The 20,760-nt window shown below is 53.3% G+C and carries 13 protein-coding genes, 7 tRNA genes, 1 rRNA gene and 4 pseudogenes; 4 read left to right on the forward strand and 21 right to left on the reverse strand.

The window, feature by feature from the left end:
- Nucleotides 1–27 precede the first annotated feature (27 nt).
- Nucleotides 28–921 carry a polyamine aminopropyltransferase gene (speE, locus tag QSJ10_RS07575; RefSeq protein ID WP_033014118.1) on the forward strand — a complete coding sequence of 298 codons (894 nt, stop codon included), beginning with the start codon at nt 28–30 and terminating at the stop codon, nt 919–921.
- A 102-nt stretch (nt 922–1,023) separates the two neighbouring features.
- Here the strand turns inward: speE and QSJ10_RS07580 are convergent, their stop codons facing one another.
- The 5 genes and pseudogenes from QSJ10_RS07580 to QSJ10_RS07600 form a co-directional block, all read right to left on the reverse strand.
- Complete coding sequence (locus QSJ10_RS07580) at nt 1,024–2,214, reverse strand: acyl-CoA dehydrogenase family protein (protein ID WP_053532749.1); 1,191 nt, start codon at nt 2,212–2,214, stop codon at nt 1,024–1,026.
- A 71-nt stretch (nt 2,215–2,285) separates the two neighbouring features.
- A complete protein-coding gene (locus tag QSJ10_RS07585) occupies nt 2,286–3,785 on the reverse strand; it encodes an aminotransferase class V-fold PLP-dependent enzyme (RefSeq protein WP_053532750.1) in 1,500 nt (499 codons plus the stop codon).
- A gap of 122 nt (nt 3,786–3,907) precedes the next feature.
- Nucleotides 3,908–4,351 (reverse strand): acyl-CoA thioesterase, encoded by a 444-nt coding sequence (locus QSJ10_RS07590; protein WP_033014112.1) that lies wholly within the window; start codon nt 4,349–4,351, stop codon nt 3,908–3,910.
- Nucleotides 4,352–4,535: 184 nt separating this feature from the next.
- Complete coding sequence (locus QSJ10_RS07595) at nt 4,536–5,948, reverse strand: Na+/H+ antiporter NhaC family protein (protein WP_049626147.1); 1,413 nt, start codon at nt 5,946–5,948, stop codon at nt 4,536–4,538.
- A 221-nt stretch (nt 5,949–6,169) separates the two neighbouring features.
- A pseudogene (locus QSJ10_RS07600) lies at nt 6,170–6,420 on the reverse strand (alpha-amylase family glycosyl hydrolase); the annotation flags it as partial.
- Nucleotides 6,421–6,595: 175 nt separating this feature from the next.
- Between QSJ10_RS07600 and QSJ10_RS07605 the strand changes: the two are divergent.
- Nucleotides 6,596–7,315 (forward strand): MerR family transcriptional regulator, encoded by a 720-nt coding sequence (locus QSJ10_RS07605; protein ID WP_033014107.1) that lies wholly within the window; start codon nt 6,596–6,598, stop codon nt 7,313–7,315.
- Nucleotides 7,316–7,515: 200 nt separating this feature from the next.
- On the opposite strand, the gene parC is transcribed toward QSJ10_RS07605, so the two are convergent.
- The 5 genes from parC to QSJ10_RS07630 form a co-directional block, all read right to left on the reverse strand.
- Nucleotides 7,516–9,960 carry a DNA topoisomerase IV subunit A gene (gene parC, locus QSJ10_RS07610; RefSeq protein ID WP_033010911.1) on the reverse strand — a complete coding sequence of 815 codons (2,445 nt, stop codon included), beginning with the start codon at nt 9,958–9,960 and terminating at the stop codon, nt 7,516–7,518.
- A 61-nt stretch (nt 9,961–10,021) separates the two neighbouring features.
- The gene (gene parE, locus QSJ10_RS07615) at nt 10,022–11,959 is read right to left on the reverse strand and encodes a DNA topoisomerase IV subunit B (protein ID WP_033014105.1); all 1,938 of its coding nucleotides are present in this window, start codon (nt 11,957–11,959) and stop codon (nt 10,022–10,024) included.
- Between the two features lie 175 nt (nt 11,960–12,134).
- The gene (locus tag QSJ10_RS07620; protein WP_053532751.1) at nt 12,135–12,554 is read right to left on the reverse strand and encodes a CoA-binding protein; all 420 of its coding nucleotides are present in this window, start codon (nt 12,552–12,554) and stop codon (nt 12,135–12,137) included.
- 851 nt (nt 12,555–13,405) lie between these two features.
- Nucleotides 13,406–15,082, reverse strand: coding sequence for an ABC1 kinase family protein (locus tag QSJ10_RS07625; RefSeq protein WP_053532827.1), 1,677 nt, complete (start codon nt 15,080–15,082; stop codon nt 13,406–13,408).
- Nucleotides 15,083–15,133: 51 nt separating this feature from the next.
- Complete coding sequence (locus tag QSJ10_RS07630) at nt 15,134–15,433, reverse strand: phasin family protein (protein WP_033014101.1); 300 nt, start codon at nt 15,431–15,433, stop codon at nt 15,134–15,136.
- A gap of 180 nt (nt 15,434–15,613) precedes the next feature.
- On the opposite strand from QSJ10_RS07630, the pseudogene QSJ10_RS07635 reads away from it, so the two are divergent.
- A pseudogene (locus QSJ10_RS07635) lies at nt 15,614–16,462 on the forward strand (MBL fold metallo-hydrolase).
- Nucleotides 16,463–16,691: 229 nt separating this feature from the next.
- On the opposite strand, the gene QSJ10_RS07640 reads toward QSJ10_RS07635, so the two are convergent.
- From QSJ10_RS07640 to QSJ10_RS07680, 9 genes are all read right to left on the reverse strand, one after another.
- Nucleotides 16,692–16,765, reverse strand: a tRNA-Ile gene (locus tag QSJ10_RS07640).
- A gap of 18 nt (nt 16,766–16,783) precedes the next feature.
- Nucleotides 16,784–16,865, reverse strand: a tRNA-Tyr gene (locus QSJ10_RS07645).
- Nucleotides 16,866–16,875: 10 nt separating this feature from the next.
- Nucleotides 16,876–16,948: transfer RNA gene (locus QSJ10_RS07650), tRNA-Thr, on the reverse strand.
- A gap of 148 nt (nt 16,949–17,096) precedes the next feature.
- Nucleotides 17,097–17,189: transfer RNA gene (locus QSJ10_RS07655), tRNA-Ser, on the reverse strand.
- 17 nt (nt 17,190–17,206) lie between these two features.
- Nucleotides 17,207–17,289: transfer RNA gene (locus tag QSJ10_RS07660), tRNA-Leu, on the reverse strand.
- Nucleotides 17,290–17,295: 6 nt separating this feature from the next.
- A tRNA-Ala gene (locus QSJ10_RS07665) sits at nt 17,296–17,367 on the reverse strand.
- A gap of 4 nt (nt 17,368–17,371) precedes the next feature.
- Nucleotides 17,372–17,446: transfer RNA gene (locus QSJ10_RS07670), tRNA-Val, on the reverse strand.
- Nucleotides 17,447–17,455: 9 nt separating this feature from the next.
- Nucleotides 17,456–17,572 (reverse strand): 5S ribosomal RNA (gene rrf, locus QSJ10_RS07675).
- 342 nt (nt 17,573–17,914) lie between these two features.
- On the reverse strand, nt 17,915–18,004 hold the full coding sequence (locus QSJ10_RS07680; RefSeq protein WP_021322622.1) for a putative holin-like toxin: 90 nt from the start codon (nt 18,002–18,004) through the stop codon (nt 17,915–17,917).
- Nucleotides 18,005–18,368: 364 nt separating this feature from the next.
- Between QSJ10_RS07680 and QSJ10_RS07685 the strand changes: the two genes are divergently transcribed.
- The gene (locus QSJ10_RS07685; RefSeq protein WP_033014099.1) at nt 18,369–18,554 is read left to right on the forward strand and encodes a hypothetical protein; all 186 of its coding nucleotides are present in this window, start codon (nt 18,369–18,371) and stop codon (nt 18,552–18,554) included.
- Nucleotides 18,555–18,606: 52 nt separating this feature from the next.
- Here QSJ10_RS07685 and QSJ10_RS07690 read toward each other — a convergent pair.
- Both QSJ10_RS07690 and QSJ10_RS07695 read right to left on the reverse strand, forming a co-directional pair.
- Nucleotides 18,607–20,282: pseudogene (locus QSJ10_RS07690) on the reverse strand (DUF6044 family protein).
- Nucleotides 20,283–20,511: 229 nt separating this feature from the next.
- Nucleotides 20,512–20,742: pseudogene (locus tag QSJ10_RS07695) on the reverse strand (hypothetical protein); the annotation flags it as partial.
- Between the last annotated feature and the right edge of the window lie 18 nt (nt 20,743–20,760).

The raw sequence follows: 20,760 nt of genomic DNA on the forward strand, positions 1-20,760 counted from the left end.
ACATCTGCATGACTAAAGGAGGTCACAATGAAACACGAAGGAAGCGCTTTACCCCCTTACTTGCATATGGACAACGGAGAGCTTTGGCTCACCGAAGATGACCGCGACAATTTGAAAATTAGCTACCGGATCAAAGAGGTGATCTTTGCCGAGCCATCCGAGTATCAGCATGTCATGATTTTGGATTCGTATGATTTTGGCCGCATGCTCGTACTGGACGGCGTCGTGCAAACGACCTCGATTGACGGCCATATTTATAATGAGATGATTTCGCACGTGCCGCTTCAGTTTCATCCGGAAGCCAAACGGGCGCTGATCATCGGCGGGGGAGACTGCGGGGCAGCCAGAGAAACGGCTAAGTATGCCCGCCTCGAGGCGATCGAGATGGTGGAAATTGATGAGAAGGTCGTCCGGGCGTGCAAAGAACATTTGCCGGCTGTCTCCGGCAATTTGTCCGACCCGCGCGTCCACTTCATTTATGGCGACGGTGTCGCCTTTGTGCGCGGAAAGGAACGCGAGTACGACGTCATCATGATCGACTCCTCCGACCCGGTCGGCCCGGCTGAGGCGCTGTTTTCACCGGAGTTTTATGCCAACGTGCACCGGGCATTAAAAGAGGACGGGCTCATGGTGTGCCAAAGCCAGTCGCCCATTTTCCATCTCGATATTTTGAAGCGGACATACCGCAACATTCGCGAATTGTTCCCGCATGTGCTCGTGTACACGGCGGTTGTGCCGACGTACCCGGGCGGATTGTGGAGCTTTACAATCGGCTCGAAACGGCCGCTTGAGCTGCCGAAGCAAACAGCGATTCCCGAAGATACAAAATACGTCAATGACGCTGTATTCCGCCAATGCTTCGCGTTGCCTTCCTTTTTGCGCGCTGCGCTGGAGGCAGAGAACGAAAACACGGGAAAATGACCGTTAAAAAACCGCTGTCCCTCGCATTTAGGGACAGCGGTTTCGATTTGTCTGGAAAACACACGTTGAATGTTCTTGAGTCAACCTGCATTGGTTGGCTGCTTAGGCGTCATCTTTTGCGCGCGTTCGACTGCCGGCAAGCGCCCGCTTGGCGAGCCACGCGATCGTCAAGTCGTCAGCCGGCGGGTTATGGAGTCCGGCGCGCACGTCGCGGTAATAGCGCCCAAGCGGACTATCAGCATACAAACTTTGTCCCCCGACGATGCGCATCGCCCAATCGACAACCTCGAGCGCGGTATTCGTCGCAATGAACTTGGCGGTTGCCAGTTCCTCTTTCATTTCATGACGTTTGTCAGGGTATCGATCCCATAAATCGGCGATGCTATACAGAAAATGACGGGCGTGAACGAGGCGCCACTCCATCTCGGCGATTTTCCGCTGCACCTCCGGCGTCGAGGCGATCGGCTGCGACAACGTGTTCGGTTGGTACGTTTGGGCAAAGCGGAGCGCCTCATTGCGGGCGGCGATGGCGATCCCTAAGTAGCATGCCGGAACATGCAAAAGCCATCCTTGTGCCGGAGTGGCTTCGTTCGCTTCTCCAAGCGTCTCTACGAGCGCCTCTTGGTCGACTTCGACTTCTTCAAGAACAAGATCATCGCTGCGCGTCGCCCGCATGCCAAGCGTGTTCCACGTCGGCTCGATGCGGATGCCTGAAGCAGACATCGGAACGAGAAATTCACCGACCCGACCATCTTCCATCGTGGCGGAAATCAATACGTAATCGAGCGCAGGGGCTAACGATGCAAATGTCTTTCGCCCCCGAAGCACCCAGCGGCCATGGCGAAAGACGGCCGTCGTTTCCGGTTTACCGCCGCGCGCCGGGCTGCCGGTTGCCCGTTCAGAATGGGCGCTGTTTATCAACACATGGCGTTCCGTGATCTCGCTGGCCAGGCGGATGAGCACCGCTTCCGGCCAGCGGCGCAGCAAATACAGGCGCATGACAATGCTTAAATGCCAACCGAGTGACAAGGCGGTGGCGCCGTCGCCTTGGGCCAGCGTCTCTTGCACGAGCACGAGCTCGTACAGCGAGGCCCCGCCGCCTCCGTATTCGGCCGGGACGGTCAACGACAGAAATCCGGCTTCTTTTAACAGAGCGAAGTTGGCAAACGGAAACTCGGCCCGCTCATCATAATGCGCCGCGCGGGCGGCAAACTGTTCAGCGAGGCGCCATGCCCGGCGGTGAAGCTCTTCTTCCCGTTCGGTCCGCACAAGCAGATGGTACAATTCGTTCATCGTTCTCCCCTTCTTTTTTCCAGGATGCCTCTATTGTACCGGTTTTGCATTGATGAGGAAATGAAAATGCATTACAACAGAAAGAAATGGCGGACATATCGGTCATCGTGGCGATGGACAAACTCGTTTTTCGCCGCATCGTATACATACTCCTCTTGCCAGCGGCGGCCATAGCGGGCGATTTGGCGGACGGCATGAAGGATCGTATACACTTCTTCATTCGTCATCGTCGGATGAAGCGACACGCGCACCCAGCCCGGTTTTGCCAACAAGTTGCCGCTTTTGACTTCGTTGAGCAAGGCGGCGGACTGCTCTTGATCGATGCCAAGCAAATAATGGCCGTACGGCCCGGCGCATGAACAACCGCCGCGCGCTTGAATGCCGAAGCGATCATTCAGCAGTTTGACAACAAGGTTGTAATGCAATCCATCTATGACAAATGAGATGATGCCAAGACGGTCGTCCCGATGTCCTTCAAGCACGCGGACGCCGGGAATGTCTTTTAACGCCGGTAATAGGAGCGATACGAGCTCCTGTTCGCGGGCGCGCATTCGTTTTATGTTCATTTGCTCTTTCAGCTGGATGGCGAGCGCTGCTTTGATCGTTTGCCAAAACGGCGGCGTTCCCCCGTCTTCCCGCTCTTCGATTGCCTCTACGTATTCGTAATGCCCCCACGGGTCGGTCCAATACACCGTTCCGCCTCCTGGATGGTCAGGCGCCTTTTGGTCATACAGCCGGCTGTCAAAGAGAAGCACTCCTGCGCTTCCCGGTCCGCCAAGAAATTTGTGCGGCGAAAAATAAATGGCATCTAGCTGTTCCATCGGGTCATCCGGGTGCATATCGATGCGCACATACGGGGCGGAAGCGGCAAAGTCGACGAAGCAAAACCCGCCATATTCATGCATCAGTTTCGCCAAGGCATGATACGGCGTTTCGATCCCAGTTACGTTCGAGCAGGCGGTGAATGCGCCGATCTTTTGCGGCCGATCGCGGTAGCGCTCGAGCAGCTCCCGCAAATGGTCAAGATCGACATCCCCGTTTTGGGTCGGCCGAATCGTCACGACTTCAGCGATCGTTTCCACCCATGGCAATAAATTTGAATGGTGCTCCATATGGGTGACAAAAACGACTGGCCGCTCCTCATCATGAAGGGACAAGCGGCGCTTCCACCGTTCCGGTACGCGCAAGCCAAGCAGACGCTGCAGCTTGTTGACGGCGCTTGTGGTCCCGGCGCCTTGCATGATCAAGGCATCGTTTTTCCCGGCATGAACGTGCTGTTTGATGATTTCTTTTGCATAGTGATAGGCAAGCGTCGTTTTCGTCCCGGTCACGTTCGACTCAGTATGGGTGTTGCCGACGAACGGGCCGAGTTCACGGGCCATTTTCTCCTCAATCGGGCGATACAGCCGTCCGCTTGCCGTCCAGTCGGCGTAAAGAAGCCGCTGCTCGCCAAACGGGGTGGAAAACGGATGAAAGCGGCCAATCGTTCCGTCGCGAAACGGCTGAAAATACGTCTCGAGCTCACCGCGGCACGTATACGTCGCATGGCCAATCGTCGCCCGAATCATCATCACTGCTCCCCCTTTCCGCAATCAGCCTATTCTCAATACAGAGTATGTATCCTTTTGACGATTGGTCCAGAAAAAACAACAATCCGCCGGGTGGGCGGATCGTTCAAACAATCTAAAGAGGATTATACATTTTTGGGCGGGTTGCACGGCGCGGCTTGTTCAGTGGAAACAAGGTACTCCGCCAGCCGCGCCCGCAGCTCGTCCGGGAGCGGTTCGCTTGTTTGGGTATGGAAGTTAAAATGGACGACGACCGCCTCTCCGAGGGCAATGAGCGTACCTGTTTCCTCCTCGACGATGCGATGGATGCATTGAAAGCTTTTGTTGCCAATGCGGGAGACATTCGTTTCCACCCGCAACCGCCGCCCGAAAAACGCTTGGCGAATAAAGTCGCACTTCGTAGACGCCAAAATAAAGTGCCATTCGTCCGTACGTCCGCCGTGGCTCAGCTCATCGAACAAACGGGTGCGCGCTTCTTCCAAATAAATAAAATAGCTGATGTTGCTTAAATGTCCGAGCGCGTCTGTTTCACAAAAACGCGGATTGACCGTAATCGTGTGCGTTTTCATTCGTGTTCCCTCTCCCCTTTTTGACGGCAGACACAGCAGTGTGTTTACCAACTAGTCAGTATGTTGTTTTTATCATAGCTTGATTCGCTTATGGATGCGACTGTTTTGTTTTTTGATATTTGATGATTTAGAACATAGTTTAGATAGAGGTGAGGAGCAGGGAGAGCGAAGCGTTCACTTCTCCTCACCCGGCCCAAAGCGGAAGCAGCACGTACCCGGCAAGCGACAGCCCGGCGCCAATCAAGGAAATGCGCAGTTTGTATTTCGCATAGTTCATCAAGTCCATATCCATGATGGCGGCTGTCGTGATGGTCGTATCGCCAAGCGGCGAGGCAAACGCGCCGAACGTTCCGCTCGCAAACACCGCGCCGACCGTCATCTCAAGCGGCGCTCCAGTCGCGTGCGCGAGCGTGACGCCAAGCGGCATGAAAATGCCCCATGTCCCCCACGAGGACCCGATAAAATACGCCAAAAACGATCCGGCCAAAAACACTGCCGCGGGCACAAACGTCCCGGGAAGCCATGTCCCAAACGTCGAAGTCACGTAAGCGGTAAAGCCGAGCTCCCCCGCCACCGCGGAGACGGCCCAAACAAGAACGAGCATGCCGATCGGCGCCATCAACTCGTTGCCCCCCGCGAAAAAGTGGTAAATCAACTCCGACAGCGACTGCCTGCGCCATACATAAAACCCCATCGAGAGAAGAAGGGTCACAAACAGCGCCAACAGCATCGCCCATGTTGCATCCGCTTGCGAAAACGCTTCTAGCCAGCCGTGCGCCCCGCGCCGCCGACCATCATAGGCAAAAAAAGCGAACGTTAGCCCGAGCAGCAACGCCAGCGGGACAAAAAGGTGAAGCGGCTCTCCTGTGACAAGGGACAATTCTTTGCGCAGCCCGAGGCCGTGCAGTTCGTTTGTTTTCTCCTCTCCTTTTTTCGCCCGCGGCTTGCCGATGCGGATGTTCAGCATCGTCGTCAGCAGCCCGATTATCAGCGCGATAATGGCAAACAGATTGTACGGCAAGCTGCGCAAAAAAACGCCATACGCCGGTTCATGAATATCGTTTTGCGCCAGCGCCGCCGCTACAACAGACGTCATAAAGCCGACAAACGCCGTTGCCGCCGGCAGAAGCACGATGATCGGTTCAGTGGACACATCGATGATGTACGCCATCCGGCGCCGGTCGATGCGAAACTGGCGAAGCACCGCCTTCATCACCGGACCGAGGAGCATAATGCGGAACATCGGCATAAAAAACGTCACCGGCACCGTCAACCAAACGAACAACAAAAGCCTGCGCTTCGTGCGGATGCGCCCAGACAGCTTCTCGACAAACCCTTTGATCCCACCGGTGATTTGCATCATGCCGACAAGCGAGCCGAACAAGTACAAAAACGCTGCCACCTTCATGTGTTCAACATCGCTGAGCGAATGAACAATGGCGGACAGCGCCCGCTCGATGCCGCCAACAAGCGACCGCTCAAGGCAAAACGCCCCGACAAGCAGCCCGGCTATAAGACCGGGCAAAATTTCTTTCAGCCAAATGGCGAGCGGAATGATCAAAAGAAAAGGCAATAGCGACCACCATGTTCCTTCCACACCGGCATCCCCCTTTGCGATCTTGCTGTTAACAAGGATAGCCATAATGCTGTTCGTTTATGATTTTGTTGATTATTTAGAACATAGTTTTGTTTATTAAATAACCATCGGACGCCATAAAAAAAAACGCCGCGGCCCAAAGGCGCAGCGCCATGCGATTCGATTCGCGGCCCAGGCCGCCGCCGTCATTTCCGGCGCGCAAAATCGACAAATATAAGAATCACCATTTCCATCACTTCTTGCTCACTTTTGCCTTGTTCAAGCAAAATCCGGTACATATTGAGCGACTCGACGTCGCGGTAATCGCGGATATCGGTGAATTTCGGATCCGTCATGCCGATTTCTTCGCCTTGGTAGTCGTCGCCAACATTTTGGCTGATTCTTTCCAATACGTCCCGTCATCGCCATAGCGCGACACGATGCGCGGCTGATCGTGGTTGCACCAAAAGAGCGCATTCCAGCCCCCGCCTTGTTTGTCAACATCTTTCGATGACCACCTTCATTTTTCGACAATAGTTGTTGTTTTTTTGCTAACTTCCACTTCTTTTGTTATGTTTTGTCAAGCGGCAGGAAAATCAATGACCGAGTAGGAAAATAAAACATAACGCAAATCAATGCCAAAAGACGAGAAAGGATGAGGAAATGCGATGAAAACCTATACACTCCGCGAAGCAGCGAAAAAAATCGGGACGACCGCCCGCGACTTGAAACAGTGGGAAAAGCAATTCACTCAATGGATCACCGTTCCCCGCACCAGCCAAGGGGCGCGCATTTATACCGACGAGCTGATCCATCGATTTCGTCAAATCCGTATGTTGCTCGAGGAAGGCCGCCATCCGCGCGAAATCGCGGATCTCATCACCCAGATGAACGGGCGGCCCGCCGATCCACCTGCTCCGGTGGAACCCGATGTGATGGAAGGGGAAATTATTGACGTGCCCCGTTTGTTGCGCCATGGGGCCCCGTACATAGCAGAACAGCTCGTCGCCCGCGTAAAAGACGAGCTCGTCGACGCCGTCAAGCGCGAGGCAGCCGACACCATCCAACAGGCGATGAGGGAGGTCAAAGGGCAACTCGACCACCTCGGCGAGCAGACGAGCGCTGCGGCGGAAACCGTGCGCCGCTCCCTTCAAGACTACCAAGAAGCGTGGCAGCAAAAAACCGAGCAGCTGCACGAACATTTGGAAACGGTCGTCGCCTTTTGTCACGAAGAAAAAGCAAGGCAAGAACAGGAGCGAAAACAGCTCGAACAGCGCATTATCGAGCGGGAAAAAGCTTTCCGGGAACTGGTGCTTTCCTTTCGGCAAACAGCAGCCAACACCAACGCCGGCCGCTCCCGGACGAACAAATGGTGGAAGTTTTGGTAATTCCCGAATGGAAAGGCCGCAATCGAAAAAGGGGCTCCATGAAAAGGAGCGCCCTTTTTCGTTCCCTATTTTGTTGATCAATCTCCAACATGGACTTGGCGGCAAACAAGCGTTGGTTTGAAAGCGCGGGGCTTTCGCCCGCGGTTTTCCGCCCTCAAACAACGCGCGCCGACCGGCAGGCACATCCGAACGGTCCGCCCTCATCCTTCTTCTCCTTTGCCAATCCCCTTCGCCGGTTCTTTCCAGACGTCCACCACTGCTCCCGCTTCATCCGTATCGATGACAAACGAGCCGGTGGCGTAGCGGTCCGACAAGCGAAGCGACGCAGTCTCCACCATCTCCGTCGCCCCTTTTTCCGTCCGCAGCCCGACCGTCCCCTCGCTCTCGCCGACCAAAACCGCTCCGGCCACGCAGTGCGGGTTTGATTTCACTTCGCGCACGATTCGCACACCCCGCTTGGCGCGCGAGGATGGCTCAAACTCGCCTAGCGCCATTTTTTTCACCGCCCCGCGCTGCGTCGCGACAACGAGAAAACCGCGGTCTTCAGGGCGAAGCGGGCAGGCGGCGGCGACAAAGTCTCCTTCTTTTAGTTGAATCCCTTTCACCCCAGCAGCGCGCACGCCGACCAGGCTGATTTCTTCTTCGGCAAACAAAAGTGCATAGCCATCATGCGTCGCCAGCCAAAGGAGGCCGCGGCCGTCCGTCGCATAGACGGCGGCGACCTCATCATCGTCTTTCACATGGACCGCAACAAGCGGGCGCGTGTAGCGCTGCACTTGGTATTGGGAAAGCTCGGTCCGTTTCACCATCCCTTGCCTCGTGACGAAGACGAGCTGTTCGTCCGTCTCAAACGAGGAAACAGGGACAGCGGCGATGAGCTCATCGTCGCGTTCCAGCGGAATCAAGCTTGAAATATGCTGGCCGACCTCTTTCCAGCGGATGTCCGGCAGCGTATGAACCGGGCAATACAAATAATAGCCGCGGCGGGTGAACAGCAAGAGCACATCGGTCGTATTCATCTCGAGCTGGGCGAGCAGACGGTCGGTCTCCTTCATGCCGATGTCCTGACCGTTCGATGCGCTGTACGAACGGTAGCTCGTTCGTTTCACGTATCCTTCCTTTGTCACGGTCACGATCACATCTTCAGCCGGAATGAGCGCTTCAACGTTCACTTTCAGCTCTTCGATCTCCTCTTCAATCGCCGTCCGCCGCTCGTCAGCATATTGCTTTTTCATGGCCTTCAATTCTTTTTTAATGACCGACAACAGCTTGTTCTCATCGGCCAACACCGCGCTCAGCTCGGCGATCGTTTTGTCGAGCTCTTCCGCTTCCTGCCGAAGCGCGGCGATATCGGTGTTTGTCAGCCGGTAAAGCTGAAGCGTCACGATCGCTTCCGCTTGCGCCTCGGTGAACCCGTAGCCTGCCATCAGCCGATCTTTCGCATCGCGCTTGTCACTCGACGCCCGAATCGTCGCGATCACCTCATCCAAAATCGAGAGCGCTTTGATCAACCCGTCGACAATATGCTTCCGCTCGTTCGCTTTTTTGAGCTCAAAATGCGAACGGTTCGTGACGACGTCCTTCCGGTGGGCGATGTAGGCATCCAACAGCTCCGGCAAGCTCATCAGCTTCGGCCGGCGTTCATGGATCGCCACCATGTTGAAGCTGTATGGCACTTGCAAATCGGTGTTTTTGTATAAATAGTTAAGGATCGCCTCGGCATCGGCGTCTTTTTTCAGCTCGATGACGATCGACAGCCCGTTCCGGTCCGTTTCATCGCGGACGTCAGCAATGCCGTCGAGCTTTTTGTCCAAACGAAGCTCGTCAATTTTTTTCACCAAATTCGCCTTGTTCACTTCATACGGCAACTCCGTGATGACAATCTGCTTTTTCCCGCCTCTCGCCTGCTCGATGGCGGCTTTGGCGCGGATGATGATTTTCCCGCGGCCGGTCTCATACGCCTTGCGGATGCCGTCTTTCCCCTGGATGATGCCGCCGGTCGGAAAATCAGGGCCGGGAAGGACGGTCATCAGCTCCTCAACCGTGCAATCCGGCCGGTCAATCCGCATCAGGACAGCATCGATCACCTCGCCGAGCGCATGCGGCGGAATGTCGGTCGCATAGCCGGCCGAAATCCCGGTCGAGCCATTCACCAACAAGTTCGGAAACATCGCCGGCAAGACGGTCGGCTCCTCCGTCGTATCGTCAAAGTTCGGCACAAACGCGACCGTTTGCTTGTCAATGTCGCGCAATAACTCAGCGGCGATCGCCGACAAGCGCGCTTCCGTGTAGCGCATCGCCGCCGGCGGGTCGCCGTCGAGGCTGCCATTGTTGCCATGCATTTCAATCAGCACGTTGCGCAGCTTCCACTCTTGGCTCATCCGCACCATCGCCTCGTACACTGACGAGTCGCCATGCGGATGAAAATTGCCGATCACGTTCCCAACCGTTTTCGCCGCCTTACGAAACGGTTTATCGGCCGTGTTGCCATCGATGTACATCGCATACAAAATGCGGCGCTGCACGGGCTTCAGCCCGTCGCGCGCATCGGGCAGCGCCCGGTCTTGGATGATGTATTTGCTGTAGCGGCCGAAGCGGTCGCCAAGCACGTCTTCTAACGGCAATTCCAACAATCGCTCTGCCATCATACCTCTCCTTTCCTACAAGACATCGGCGCAATCATGGCGGCGTCTTTTCGCGCCGCCATCAGCCGATCCACCCTGGCTCTTCCTCAAGCCCAAAGGCAACATGCGTTTCAATCCATTTGCGGCGCGGCTCGACTTTATCGCCCATCAGTGTCGTCACCCGCCGCTCGGCGCGAGCCGCATCTTCAATGCGCACGCGGATCAACGTGCGCGTTTCCGGATTCATCGTCGTTTCCCACAATTGATCGGCGTTCATTTCGCCAAGCCCTTTGTAGCGCTGAATCGTATAGCCGCGGCCCATTCGTTTCGTGATTTCCCGCAATTGCTCATCCGTCCATGCGTATTCGATGACTTCCTTTTTGCCGCTTTTTTTGCTGATTTTATAAAGCGGCGGCAAGGCGATGTACACTTTTCCCGCTTCAATGAGCGGACGCATGTAGCGGTAAAAAAACGTCAAAAGCAGCACTTGAATATGGGCGCCGTCCGTGTCGGCGTCGGTCATAATGATCACTTTGTCGTAGTTGACATCATCGAGCGAAAAATCAGCGCCGACGCCGCCGCCGATGGCGTGGATGATCGTATTGATTTCCTCGTTTTTCAAAATATCGCCAAGCTTCGCCTTTTCCGTGTTGATGACTTTCCCGCGTAGCGGAAGGACCGCCTGGAAGCGGCGGTCGCGCCCTTGTTTCGCCGAACCGCCCGCCGAATCGCCTTCGACCAAATACAGCTCGTTTTTTTGCGGATTGCGCCCTTGCGCCGGCGTCAGCTTGCCGCTTAAGAGCGCCTCTTTCCCTTTCCGCTTTTTGCCGCTTCTCGCCTCTTCGCGCGCTTTGCGGGCCGCTTCGCGCGCTTGGTACGCCCGGATCGCTTTTTTGATGAGCATCGTGCTCACGTCCGGATTTTCTTGCAAAAAGTACGTCAATTGCTCGGAAACAACCGCATCGACGGCTGAACGCGCCTCGCTCGTCCCGAGCTTGCCTTTCGTCTGCCCTTCAAACTGAAGCAAATGCTCCGGGATGCGCACCGAGACGATCGCCGACAGCCCTTCGCGAATATCCGTTCCTTCTAAATTTTTATCCTTTTCCTTAAGCAAGCCGACGCGGCGGGCGTATTCGTTAAAGACGCGCGTCATCGCCGTTTTCGCCCCGGCTTCATGCGTCCCGCCGTCTTTTGTGCGCACGTTGTTGACAAATGACAAGACGTTTTCCGAGTAACCATCATGGAACTGAAACGCAAACTCGACCTCAATGCCGTTTTGCTCACCAGAAAAATACACAACCGGGTGGAGCACATCTTTCTCCTCATTCAAATAGGCCACAAACGCTTCAATCCCGTTTTCGTAATGGAACACCTCCCGCATGCCGGTCCGTTCGTCAACGAGCTCAATTTTCAGCCCTTTTAACAAAAACGCCGACTCGCGCAGCCGTTCACTCAAGGTTTCGTAATTGAACACCGTTGTGCTGAAAATCGTCGGATCCGGCTTAAAGTGAATGATCGTCCCGGTTTTGTCCGTCGTCCCGATTTTTTCAAGCGTTGTCACCGGCCTGCCGCCATGCTCAAACCGTTGGCGGTACATGAAGCCATCGCGGTGGATCGTGACGACGAGCCATTCCGACAAAGCGTTGACAACCGAAGCCCCGACCCCGTGCAGGCCGCCGCTCGTTTTATAGCCGCCCTGGCCGAACTTGCCCCCGGCATGGAGCACCGTCAAAATGACCTCCGGCGTCGGCTTGCCAAGTTTATGCATCCCAACCGGCATGCCGCGCCCTTCATCAAGGACGGTGATGCTGTTGTCTTTATGTATTTGCACCAAAATGTAATTTCCATATCCGGCCAACGCTTCATCGACCGAGTTGTCGACGATTTCATAAACAAGATGATGCAACCCGCGGCTGTCGGTGCTGCCGATGTACATCCCCGGCCGCTTCCTCACCGCCTCAAGCCCTTCTAACACTTGAATGGCATCTTCGTTATAGTCATGTATCGCTTGCTTTGCCACAAGCCCACCCCTTTCTGCCAAAACAAGAACATCTGTTTCTGTTTTATTGTATCATAAAATGACCAGCTGTCCATTGTCTTTTGACACCGCTTGACAAAATCGGACAACGGCGCCTGAAAAACGAAAGGACCATCTTAGAGAAGATGGCCGTTTCGTCAATGGCGCGCTTTGCCTGTTACGGGCGTTTCGTGAGCGCGTGTTCTACTTTAATGCAGCGATCCATAATCACCGTATAGCCTTTTTCCTTTAAAAACGCGTATGCTTCTTCATTGACGACGCCAAGCTGCGCCCAAAATACGTCCGCATCGATTTGCACAAACTCGCGGGCGAGCTCCGGTAAATGTTCGGAACGGCGAAACACATCGACGATATCGACATGTCCTTCGATATCCGTCAGTTTGTCGACCGCTGGAATGCCTTCCCATTCCTCGATCATCGGATTAACCGGAATGATTTCGTATCCGGCGTCTTTCATCGCCTTCGCCACCATATACGACTCGCGCTCGGGATTGTTGGACAAGCCGACAACGGCAATCCGCTTCGCCTTGCACAAAATGTCGCCGATTTCTTCCCGGCTTGGGTTGACAATGGGCATCGGGTTCTCTCCTTCCCTCTTTGGTTTTGCAGTACTTGTTTCGCGATCGAGAAAGAAAAATCCTTCTATGAGACAGAAAATGGTTTAGCCCTTTTTAAAACAGCTCCATTTCGGTTTTGGCTACAAGCCGCTTATACGCAGGCCCCATCCCGCATACACGCCCGCTAAAAAAACAGTCGTCATGGCCATGAGGTGGACGACAATCCATCCCCATCGCCCGTAGCGGAATGAGGAAGCCGCAAGCGGAGAGCGCGCGTTTTGGGGACGATTTATTTCCCACTCCCTAAACGCTGTCCTTGACAGCACTGTTATATAGATGCAACGAAGAAGTTTAACATATCCTTGACGGAAAAGCGGTTTGTCCATTTTCGACTGTCGAAGGCAAGCCATAGGCTTGCCCCGTCACGCCAAGGCGTGACGGAAGACCGAACAACCACCTGCTTCACAGACCCATATATGGGTCTGTGAAGCGGCGTTGTTCGGTCGCCTGACAGTCGATAAAAGCTACAAATGGTAAATCTTCAAATTGCATCTATCCTGAAAATACCCGAACTCCAAAATGTGTAAAGTTGTAAAATTCAACATAGGAGGTCTTTTCATCCTTCTGATGGTGACGAAATTTTTTTGTCATGAGAGTCTATATAGTATAATCCAAAGCATGGCATTTATTCCCGCGCCCTCACCGGCTTTCCTCTCCATCAGGCTGCCTAGCATGGCTTAACAAACGTGCTTCGCGCAAATGGATGATGGATGAAAAAAGGTGTCCCGCTGTTTTTGGGACACCTTCCATCGATCGGACTGCATCAACCTTTCAAGAATTTCTGAACAAAGAGATCATTGTGCAACAAACGCTAAAACTTTCCCGAACGAAAAATCGAGTAAAGCAGCCAACCAAAAAGAAAAGCGGACACACCTAATCCGATTTCAACAGCAGGAATTTTCCATAGCAGCATCGACTGCCGTCCGAACGATGAAGCGATCATCATGCCAGCCATGACGATGCTCCACGAAAGAAGAACGATGCTAATGGACAGTCGGTTCGTAATCTGATCGAGCTTCTTTAGCAGCGTTTCCAAATCAGGCGCCGTGATTTCCAATCGAAGCTTGCCATGCCGCATCATTTTCGTCCATTCCTTTACGCTGTCCGGCAAGCGAAGCAGCCATTCACCGTAGTCGAAAATCCGTTTCCACGCCGTTTCCGCCACCCGGTCAGGCCGAAGACGGTCTTTCAACAGCTTCCGCCCAAACGGTTCGGCCACATCCATGATGCGAAACTGCGGATCAAGCATTTCCACCACCCCTTCGACCGTCAACAGCGCTTTCCCTAACAGCGTCAAATCGCTTAGGATGCGAATGCCATGGCGAAATGCCACCGAAAGCAAATCCTCGACGGCTTCCCCAAGACTGATCTCACCGAGCGGGACGCGGTAGTATTTCTCCCGCAACTCGTCAATATCATCGCGCAATTTTCCTTCATCGACTCCGTCAGGAACAATTCCTAAACCGTAAATCGCACCCAACACCCCATCCGTGTTTTGCCGCATTAAGGCGATGATGAGTGAAGAAAGATGAAGTTTGACATGAGGTCGAAGGCGGCCCATCAAGCCAAAGTCAATGAAGGAAAGCGTTCCATCGTCAAGAACAAATACATTGCCAGGATGAGGGTCGCCATGAAAAAATCCATGCTCAAACATTTGTTGAAAGGTTGCTTCAGCCAAACGCTCGGCGATCGTTTTTAAGGAGTGACCGTTCGCTTTCAACCGCTCGATCTCCCCGAGTTTGATCCCTTCGACATATTCCATCGTGAGCACTGTTTTCGTCGTATAATCCCAAAACACCTTCGGGACATACACCGACGAATCGCCGGCAAACTGCCGTGCAAACCGTTCCGCATGGCGCGCCTCGACTGTATAATCCAGCTCCTGCCGTAATGAACGCGCCAGTTCATCGACAATCTCAGACAATTGGTAAGTTGCCGCCCAATCGAGACGGCGTTCCGCCAGCACGGCCAAATCTTGCAAAATTTCCAGATCCGTCTCCACCCGCGCAACGATGTGCGGGCGCTGCACTTTCACCGCCACGGCCTGTCCGGAAGGAAGAACCGCCCGGTGCACTTGTCCAAGCGAAGCGGCAGCGAGCGGCATTTCCTCAAATGAACGAAAGAGTGTTTCCAGCGAACTTCCAAACTCCGCTTCGACAATCCGGCGGACATCGGCAAACGGAAACGGCGGAACTTGGTCTTGCAGCTTTTCGAGCTCACTGATGATCGGAGCGGGAATCAAATCCGGCCGTGTGCTGGCAATTTGCCCGAGCTTCACGAACGTCGGGCCGAGCTCCTCGAGCACAAGGCGGAGCCGCTCCCCAACCGTTTTTCCTTCCTTTTTCCCTTGCTCCGCTCTCCATCGCGGCGGCAACGAAAGAAACGACGAAAAGCCGAGCTCATCGACGATCATCCCGAATCCGTGCCGAAGCAAGGAGGCGGCGATTTCGTGGTACCTTCCGATATGGCGCACCCGTTTTCCGATCATCGAGACATCTCTCCTAAGGCGGTAAAAAGCGAGCGGACAGGCCGCATCGGTTTACTGCCCGCTTTGTTCCTTTTCTTCAAGACGGCGGATTCGCTCCTCGAGCTGCCGCACGTCTTCTTTCGTCGCCAAGTCGAGTTTATCGATCACCTGCTTGATTTGCTCGCGTACAAGCCGCTGTACTTCCGCTTTCCGCGCTTCGGTTTGCTGCTTCCATTGATCGATCACTTCCTTCGATTCATCAAGCGACAACTCTCCTTTTTTGACCAACTCATCGATCAATTTTTCCGCTTGTTCTTTGCTGGCGATCGCAAGCCCAAGCCCGAACGCCAATCCTTTTTTCAAAATGCTCATCCTGTTTTCCTCCTTTCCTTCTTTCCTTTATAGTACCATTATTTGGCGGGGCATGTCGAGCAAGCGGCCAAAGAGGAAAATGCGGAAGGTGTTTTCCGTTCGAACCTAGCGTTGCATATCCCACTTCTCGATAAGGAATCCTATCGATGGGCTATCCATTCGTGCAAGGAGGGAGTTCCCATGGCAGAGGAACAACTGCACTACGGAGAAGACTATCGTTTCATACCTGCGATGTCAGCAGCGAGCGGCCTCGGAGTCAGCGTGCTGCCCGATTTGTAATGCCATACGATCCAAATCGTGAACATTTGTCTTGTCGGCCGCCCGGATGACCGCGCGTTTGTATTAGTCGACGCTGGCATGCCGGGATCAGCCGATGACATTGTTTCAGTCGTGGAAGACCGCTTTGGCAGCGGCAGCCGCCCGCAAGCCATTGTTTTAACCCACGGCCATTTTGACCACGTTGGAGCGATTGTTGAGCTTGTCAAGCATTGGAATGTCCCGGTGTATGCCCATCCGGCTGAACTGCCGTATTTGACTGGAAAGGCGAGCTATCCTGAACCTGACGCTTCCGTCGAGGGCGGCTTCATCGCCAAAATATCACCGTTTTTCCCAAATGAACCGATTCAACTGGGCGATCGCGTTCATCCGCTGCCAGAGGACGGCACTGTTCCGCACTTGCCGGAGTTCCACTGGATCCACACACCGGGGCACACGCCAGGCCACATTTCGTTATTTCGGCCGCGCGACGCCGCTTTAATCGCCGGCGACGCGTTCGTCACCGTCCGCCAAGATTCACTGTATAAAGTGTTGACCCAACAAATCGAAATCAGCGGCCCGCCGCGCTATTATACCATCGATTGGCGCGCCGCCCGCGAGTCGGTGCGCAAGTTAGCCGCACTCTTTCCGTCAGTCGCCATCACCGGACACGGTGCTCCTGTCGCCGGCAAAGAGCTGCGTGAAGGGTTGACAAAACTCGCCCGTAATTTTGACCGTATCGCTACCCCTGATTATGGGAAGTACGTCCATTAGGCAAACGGACTATCGTTCCGTGAACGGCTTCTAGTTTTGTTTGAAGCGGAAGTTTCTCTGCTAAAACCACTTTCAAGTAAAAACCAAGGGAGGGTGTCTGAACGGGGGCACCCTTTCGTTGACATGTGAAAGTCAGAGGATTCTCCATGGAGATGGTAGAGCACATTATGCCTTTAGCGACAACGCAAAAAAGACGACAAGAATCATTCTTGTCGTCCATCATAAGTGATGGGCCTAAGTGGACTTGAACCACCGACCTCACGCTTATCAGGCGTGCGCTCTAACCAGCTGAGCTATAGGCCCGCTTATAAGAAATAAAAATGGAGGGGGACGGATTCGAACCGCCGAACCCAAAGGGAGCGGATTTACAGTCCGCCGCGTTTAGCCACTTCGCTACCCCTCCGTAATCGTGATGCCGACTGCAGGACTCGAACCCGCAACCTACTGATTACGATTCAGTTGCTCTACCAATTGAGCTAAGTCGGCATGATAGAAGTAGACCGTGACTCCTTGGCTTCTGTTGTGTCCCTTCCTCTCCCAGCCAATTCGAAGACGCTGGATGCGTCGGGACAACTCGAAGCCGACTCGACGAAGCAGGTGCTCGTCTCTACCAATTGAGCTAAGTCAATATTTATGGCGGAGGAGGAGGGATTCGAACCCCCGCGGGCTGTGACACCCCTATCGGTTTTCGAAACCGACCCCTTCAGCCAGACTTGGGTACTCCTCCATAACTGTTTGGAGCGATGCGGTCGAGAGGACTTGAACCTCCACGGGGTTGCCCCCACTAGGCCCTCAACCTAGCGCGTCTGCCATTCCGCCACGACCGCATACAATGGAGCGTAGGGGATTTGAACCCCTGACCTCTTCGCTGCCAGCGAAGCGTTCTCCCCCTGAACTAACGCCCCATGATGGTGGAGTATACTGGGATCGAACCAGTGACCCCCACGCTGTCAACGTGGTGCTCTCCCGCTGAGCTAATACTCCACGTTGTTTGCCTAGCAGCGACCTACTCTTGCAGGGGCGCTGGCCCCAACTACCATCGGCGCTGGAGGGCTTAACTTCCGTGTTCGGGATGGGAACGGGTGTTTCCCCTCCGCTATCACCACTAGGCAATGGCGACGATTTCTATTATAAAGCAATCCAAAACTTTGTCAAGTTTTTTTGTATCTTTATATTTCAGTTCCTTCAGAATCGGAACGACAATGTAAAATTTACTATAAAAAAATGAAAGAGTCAACCCTCTTTTTCATTTTTTTCGATCTTCACTGTCCCTTTCTCTAAAGTTCTTGTCATCCCCTTCTTTATACGCGTATAATAAAGAAGAAGGAACGTACAATAAAGCAGGGAATTGGCGGCCACCAATGCCCTGTCCATACACAGCCGCTGCAAGAAGCGTAGTGGCCCAAGCCTCGGGCATCGTAACCTACCCTCGCCTCGGCCTAGCAGGGTGGGTTACTTTTTGTCTTTGGATACGGCGATCACCGCGACGATGAGTGACGCAAACGCAATCATGAGCGTCAGCGCGTCGGCAATCGACATCATCAGCACCACCCCCTTTCGTTCAGGGAGTGGCCACTGCCCACCCTGCATTTGGCTGTGCATGTTTCATTATACCATCAAATCAATCAAATGCGAATATACATTCGCATCCTCGTTGAAAATTAGGAATGTTTCCCTATCCATGGAGGAAACGCCTCTTTTCTCGCTGCTTCCACAGCAGCTCCTATAACCGCTGAAACTCCGGCGTTTTCATCAGACATTCGAAAAACTGTTGTTTCGCTTGTCGATATTCTTTTCAACACAAACCCGTTCTGCCCCTTCTCCGTATGAAATTCATTTGTATAAAATCCGCGTTTTTCCGAATAATGACCATAGACAAATCTCGCTGTTCCAAGGAGGAAAAAAGGTGGAACAAGCAAGGCAAACCCGCATTCATGGTCTGTTGTTGCTGATCGTTGCTGCTGTATTCGTTTGGTCGGCCATTCACCCAGCCAGCTACGCAATGGGATACGGTATGCACATTGATTGGGACACTGATTGCCCTATGGCTGCTCTCGAGGTGGCACGACCGGCAGCTTGCGCGGTTGAATGAGCACTAAATCAAGAAAACAGCGGTTCCCCCTTTCAAAAGGGAGCCGCTGTTTTTATTTCACCTTGTACAAGTAAATCGTCCACGCCGACTCATCGGACGTGAATACACGGTCCAACACGAGTCCATTTTCCGCCGCGTTATCGATCGGAACCGCCGAGAAAATATAGCGGCCGCCCATTTTTTCAACTGTTCTGTATTCAGCTGCAAGTTCTTCAGCCGCTTTTTCGAATGTTTTGTGAACATGTACCGTTTCCCAAGTTCCGCTGTAAAAATATAGCATCGCCCGCCCCATTCGTCAAAATATGTGCGGATCGTTTTGCTTTTTTCCAGTTCACGTTCAATGATTTTGCGGAACTCGTATTTATATGACAGCGGATAAAAGTTGTTGTACGTATCGAGCGTATAAAACCCGTTGTATTGCGCGATGGCGGGGTGAATGCCGATGCTGACGACGCGGTAATCGGCTACGGGAAGCCCGATGTATTCTTTGATTTCTTGGAACTGTTTTTCCGCGTAAAATTGCTTCACCGTCGGCTCGTAGCGGAAGACGATTTCTTCGTTAATCAAAAACACGAAGATCACTTGAGCCGCTAGCAGCCGCTTCGCCCACCTTCTCCCGTTTTCGCTATATTGCCACATGATTTTCAACGCCAGCGCAAACTGCACATAAATGATCATCGGGCGCAAAAAATGAAAGCGGGCAAAGTTAAACGTGTCTAAAAAATGGAACCGCTCCGTAAGCGGCAGCCACCCTTTATAAAACCAAAAGGCATACCACGCCGACAGGACGAAATTCAGTCCGAATAGGAAAAGGAATAGCCGTTCTTGCTTCCACCGTTTTTTCACGAAAACGAGATGCAACGCCACCAACCAGCTTGGCAAAATAAAAAACGTATGCTCGGTCATGACATGATGGTGCCCGAGGAGAAAGTTTTTCCACGTCAAGCGGACGCAATGCCAAAACGTCAGGCGGGCATGGAAGTACTCATCCCGGCTTGTCGGCTCGTCTTCCCATAAAAACGAGTAGACAAGCCGGTACTCGACAAGCAAATACAACAGCGTCATGTAAGCGATGGAAGTCAAAAAGCGGATGTTCCACCCCTTACCGCGCAGCACATCAGCGAGCCAGAGAACACCCATGGCGGCAAGAAAGAAAAAGAACCCGAGCACAAAATTGGAATAAAACGGGAGAAGCGTAAGCGCGGCGTAATGCTTCCACTTCCCCTCGCCTTTTCGGATGCTCAAAAACGCCCAAAGCGCAAGCGGCATGCCCATCGTGCTTAACATCCCCGACGGCCAAAACAGTGTCAGCGCAAATGCGAGCGCCACGCCGATGCGGACGGCCATCCAGCGTGGATCAGTTAAAAAATGCGTCTTTAACAGCAAATACATACCCAAAAACGCCACAACCCTTGTGATCGTTTGGCTGAGCGCATACGCAGTCATCGTCGGAAATAACGCGTGCAGCCAGACGATGCCGGTCAGCTCCGAGCCGAAGGCGTTTCTTGACAACTGGCCGTTAGCAATTTGCGGAATGTTCGCGTCAAGCGGCCCGGTGATTTTTCCACTTTCGGAGAGCACCTTATACCAAGCGATATTGGAATCCAAATTATCGTGGACGCGAATATGGGCGTTTTCGCCAAGGAGAAAGAGCGGGGACACGTAAAGGGCGATGACGCCAAGCGCCAAAAGGAAAAACCATCGTTCTCGTTGTTCGACCATCGGCATAACGCTCCTATTTCCAAGTTTCTATTGGATACGATGTGCAATGAGAAGAAAATTATTCCTATCGACGAAGGGGGTAGTGATTTTATGAAGGTGGCTGCATCCTTCTTAGTCTCTCTCTTTATTCGCATTTTTCACTCTTTCTCTACGTACACCTACTTAAAATATCTAGACAATGTGATGAAGAACTTTTCTATTACAGTAGAAATATACAAAAAACAGCGGCCCTCTCTTACAAAGCCGCTGTTGACGATCTTCTTTTCTTCTTCTTCGCCCTTGATTTTTCCTTTAATCCGATCCTATGATGATCCTCCTCATTCATCCGGCTGAAAATCGCCGCGAGGATCGATCCAGATATGTTGTGCCACACGCTGAAAATGGCGCTTGGAACAGCCGCCAAGGGTGAGAAATTGGCTGTGGCGATCGCCACGCCCAATCCGGAGTTTTGCATTCCGACTTCCATTTTCCTGCAAAAGAACTG

Source organism: Geobacillus stearothermophilus ATCC 12980 (genome assembly GCF_030369615.1).
Lineage (GTDB): Bacteria > Bacillota > Bacilli > Bacillales > Anoxybacillaceae > Geobacillus > Geobacillus stearothermophilus.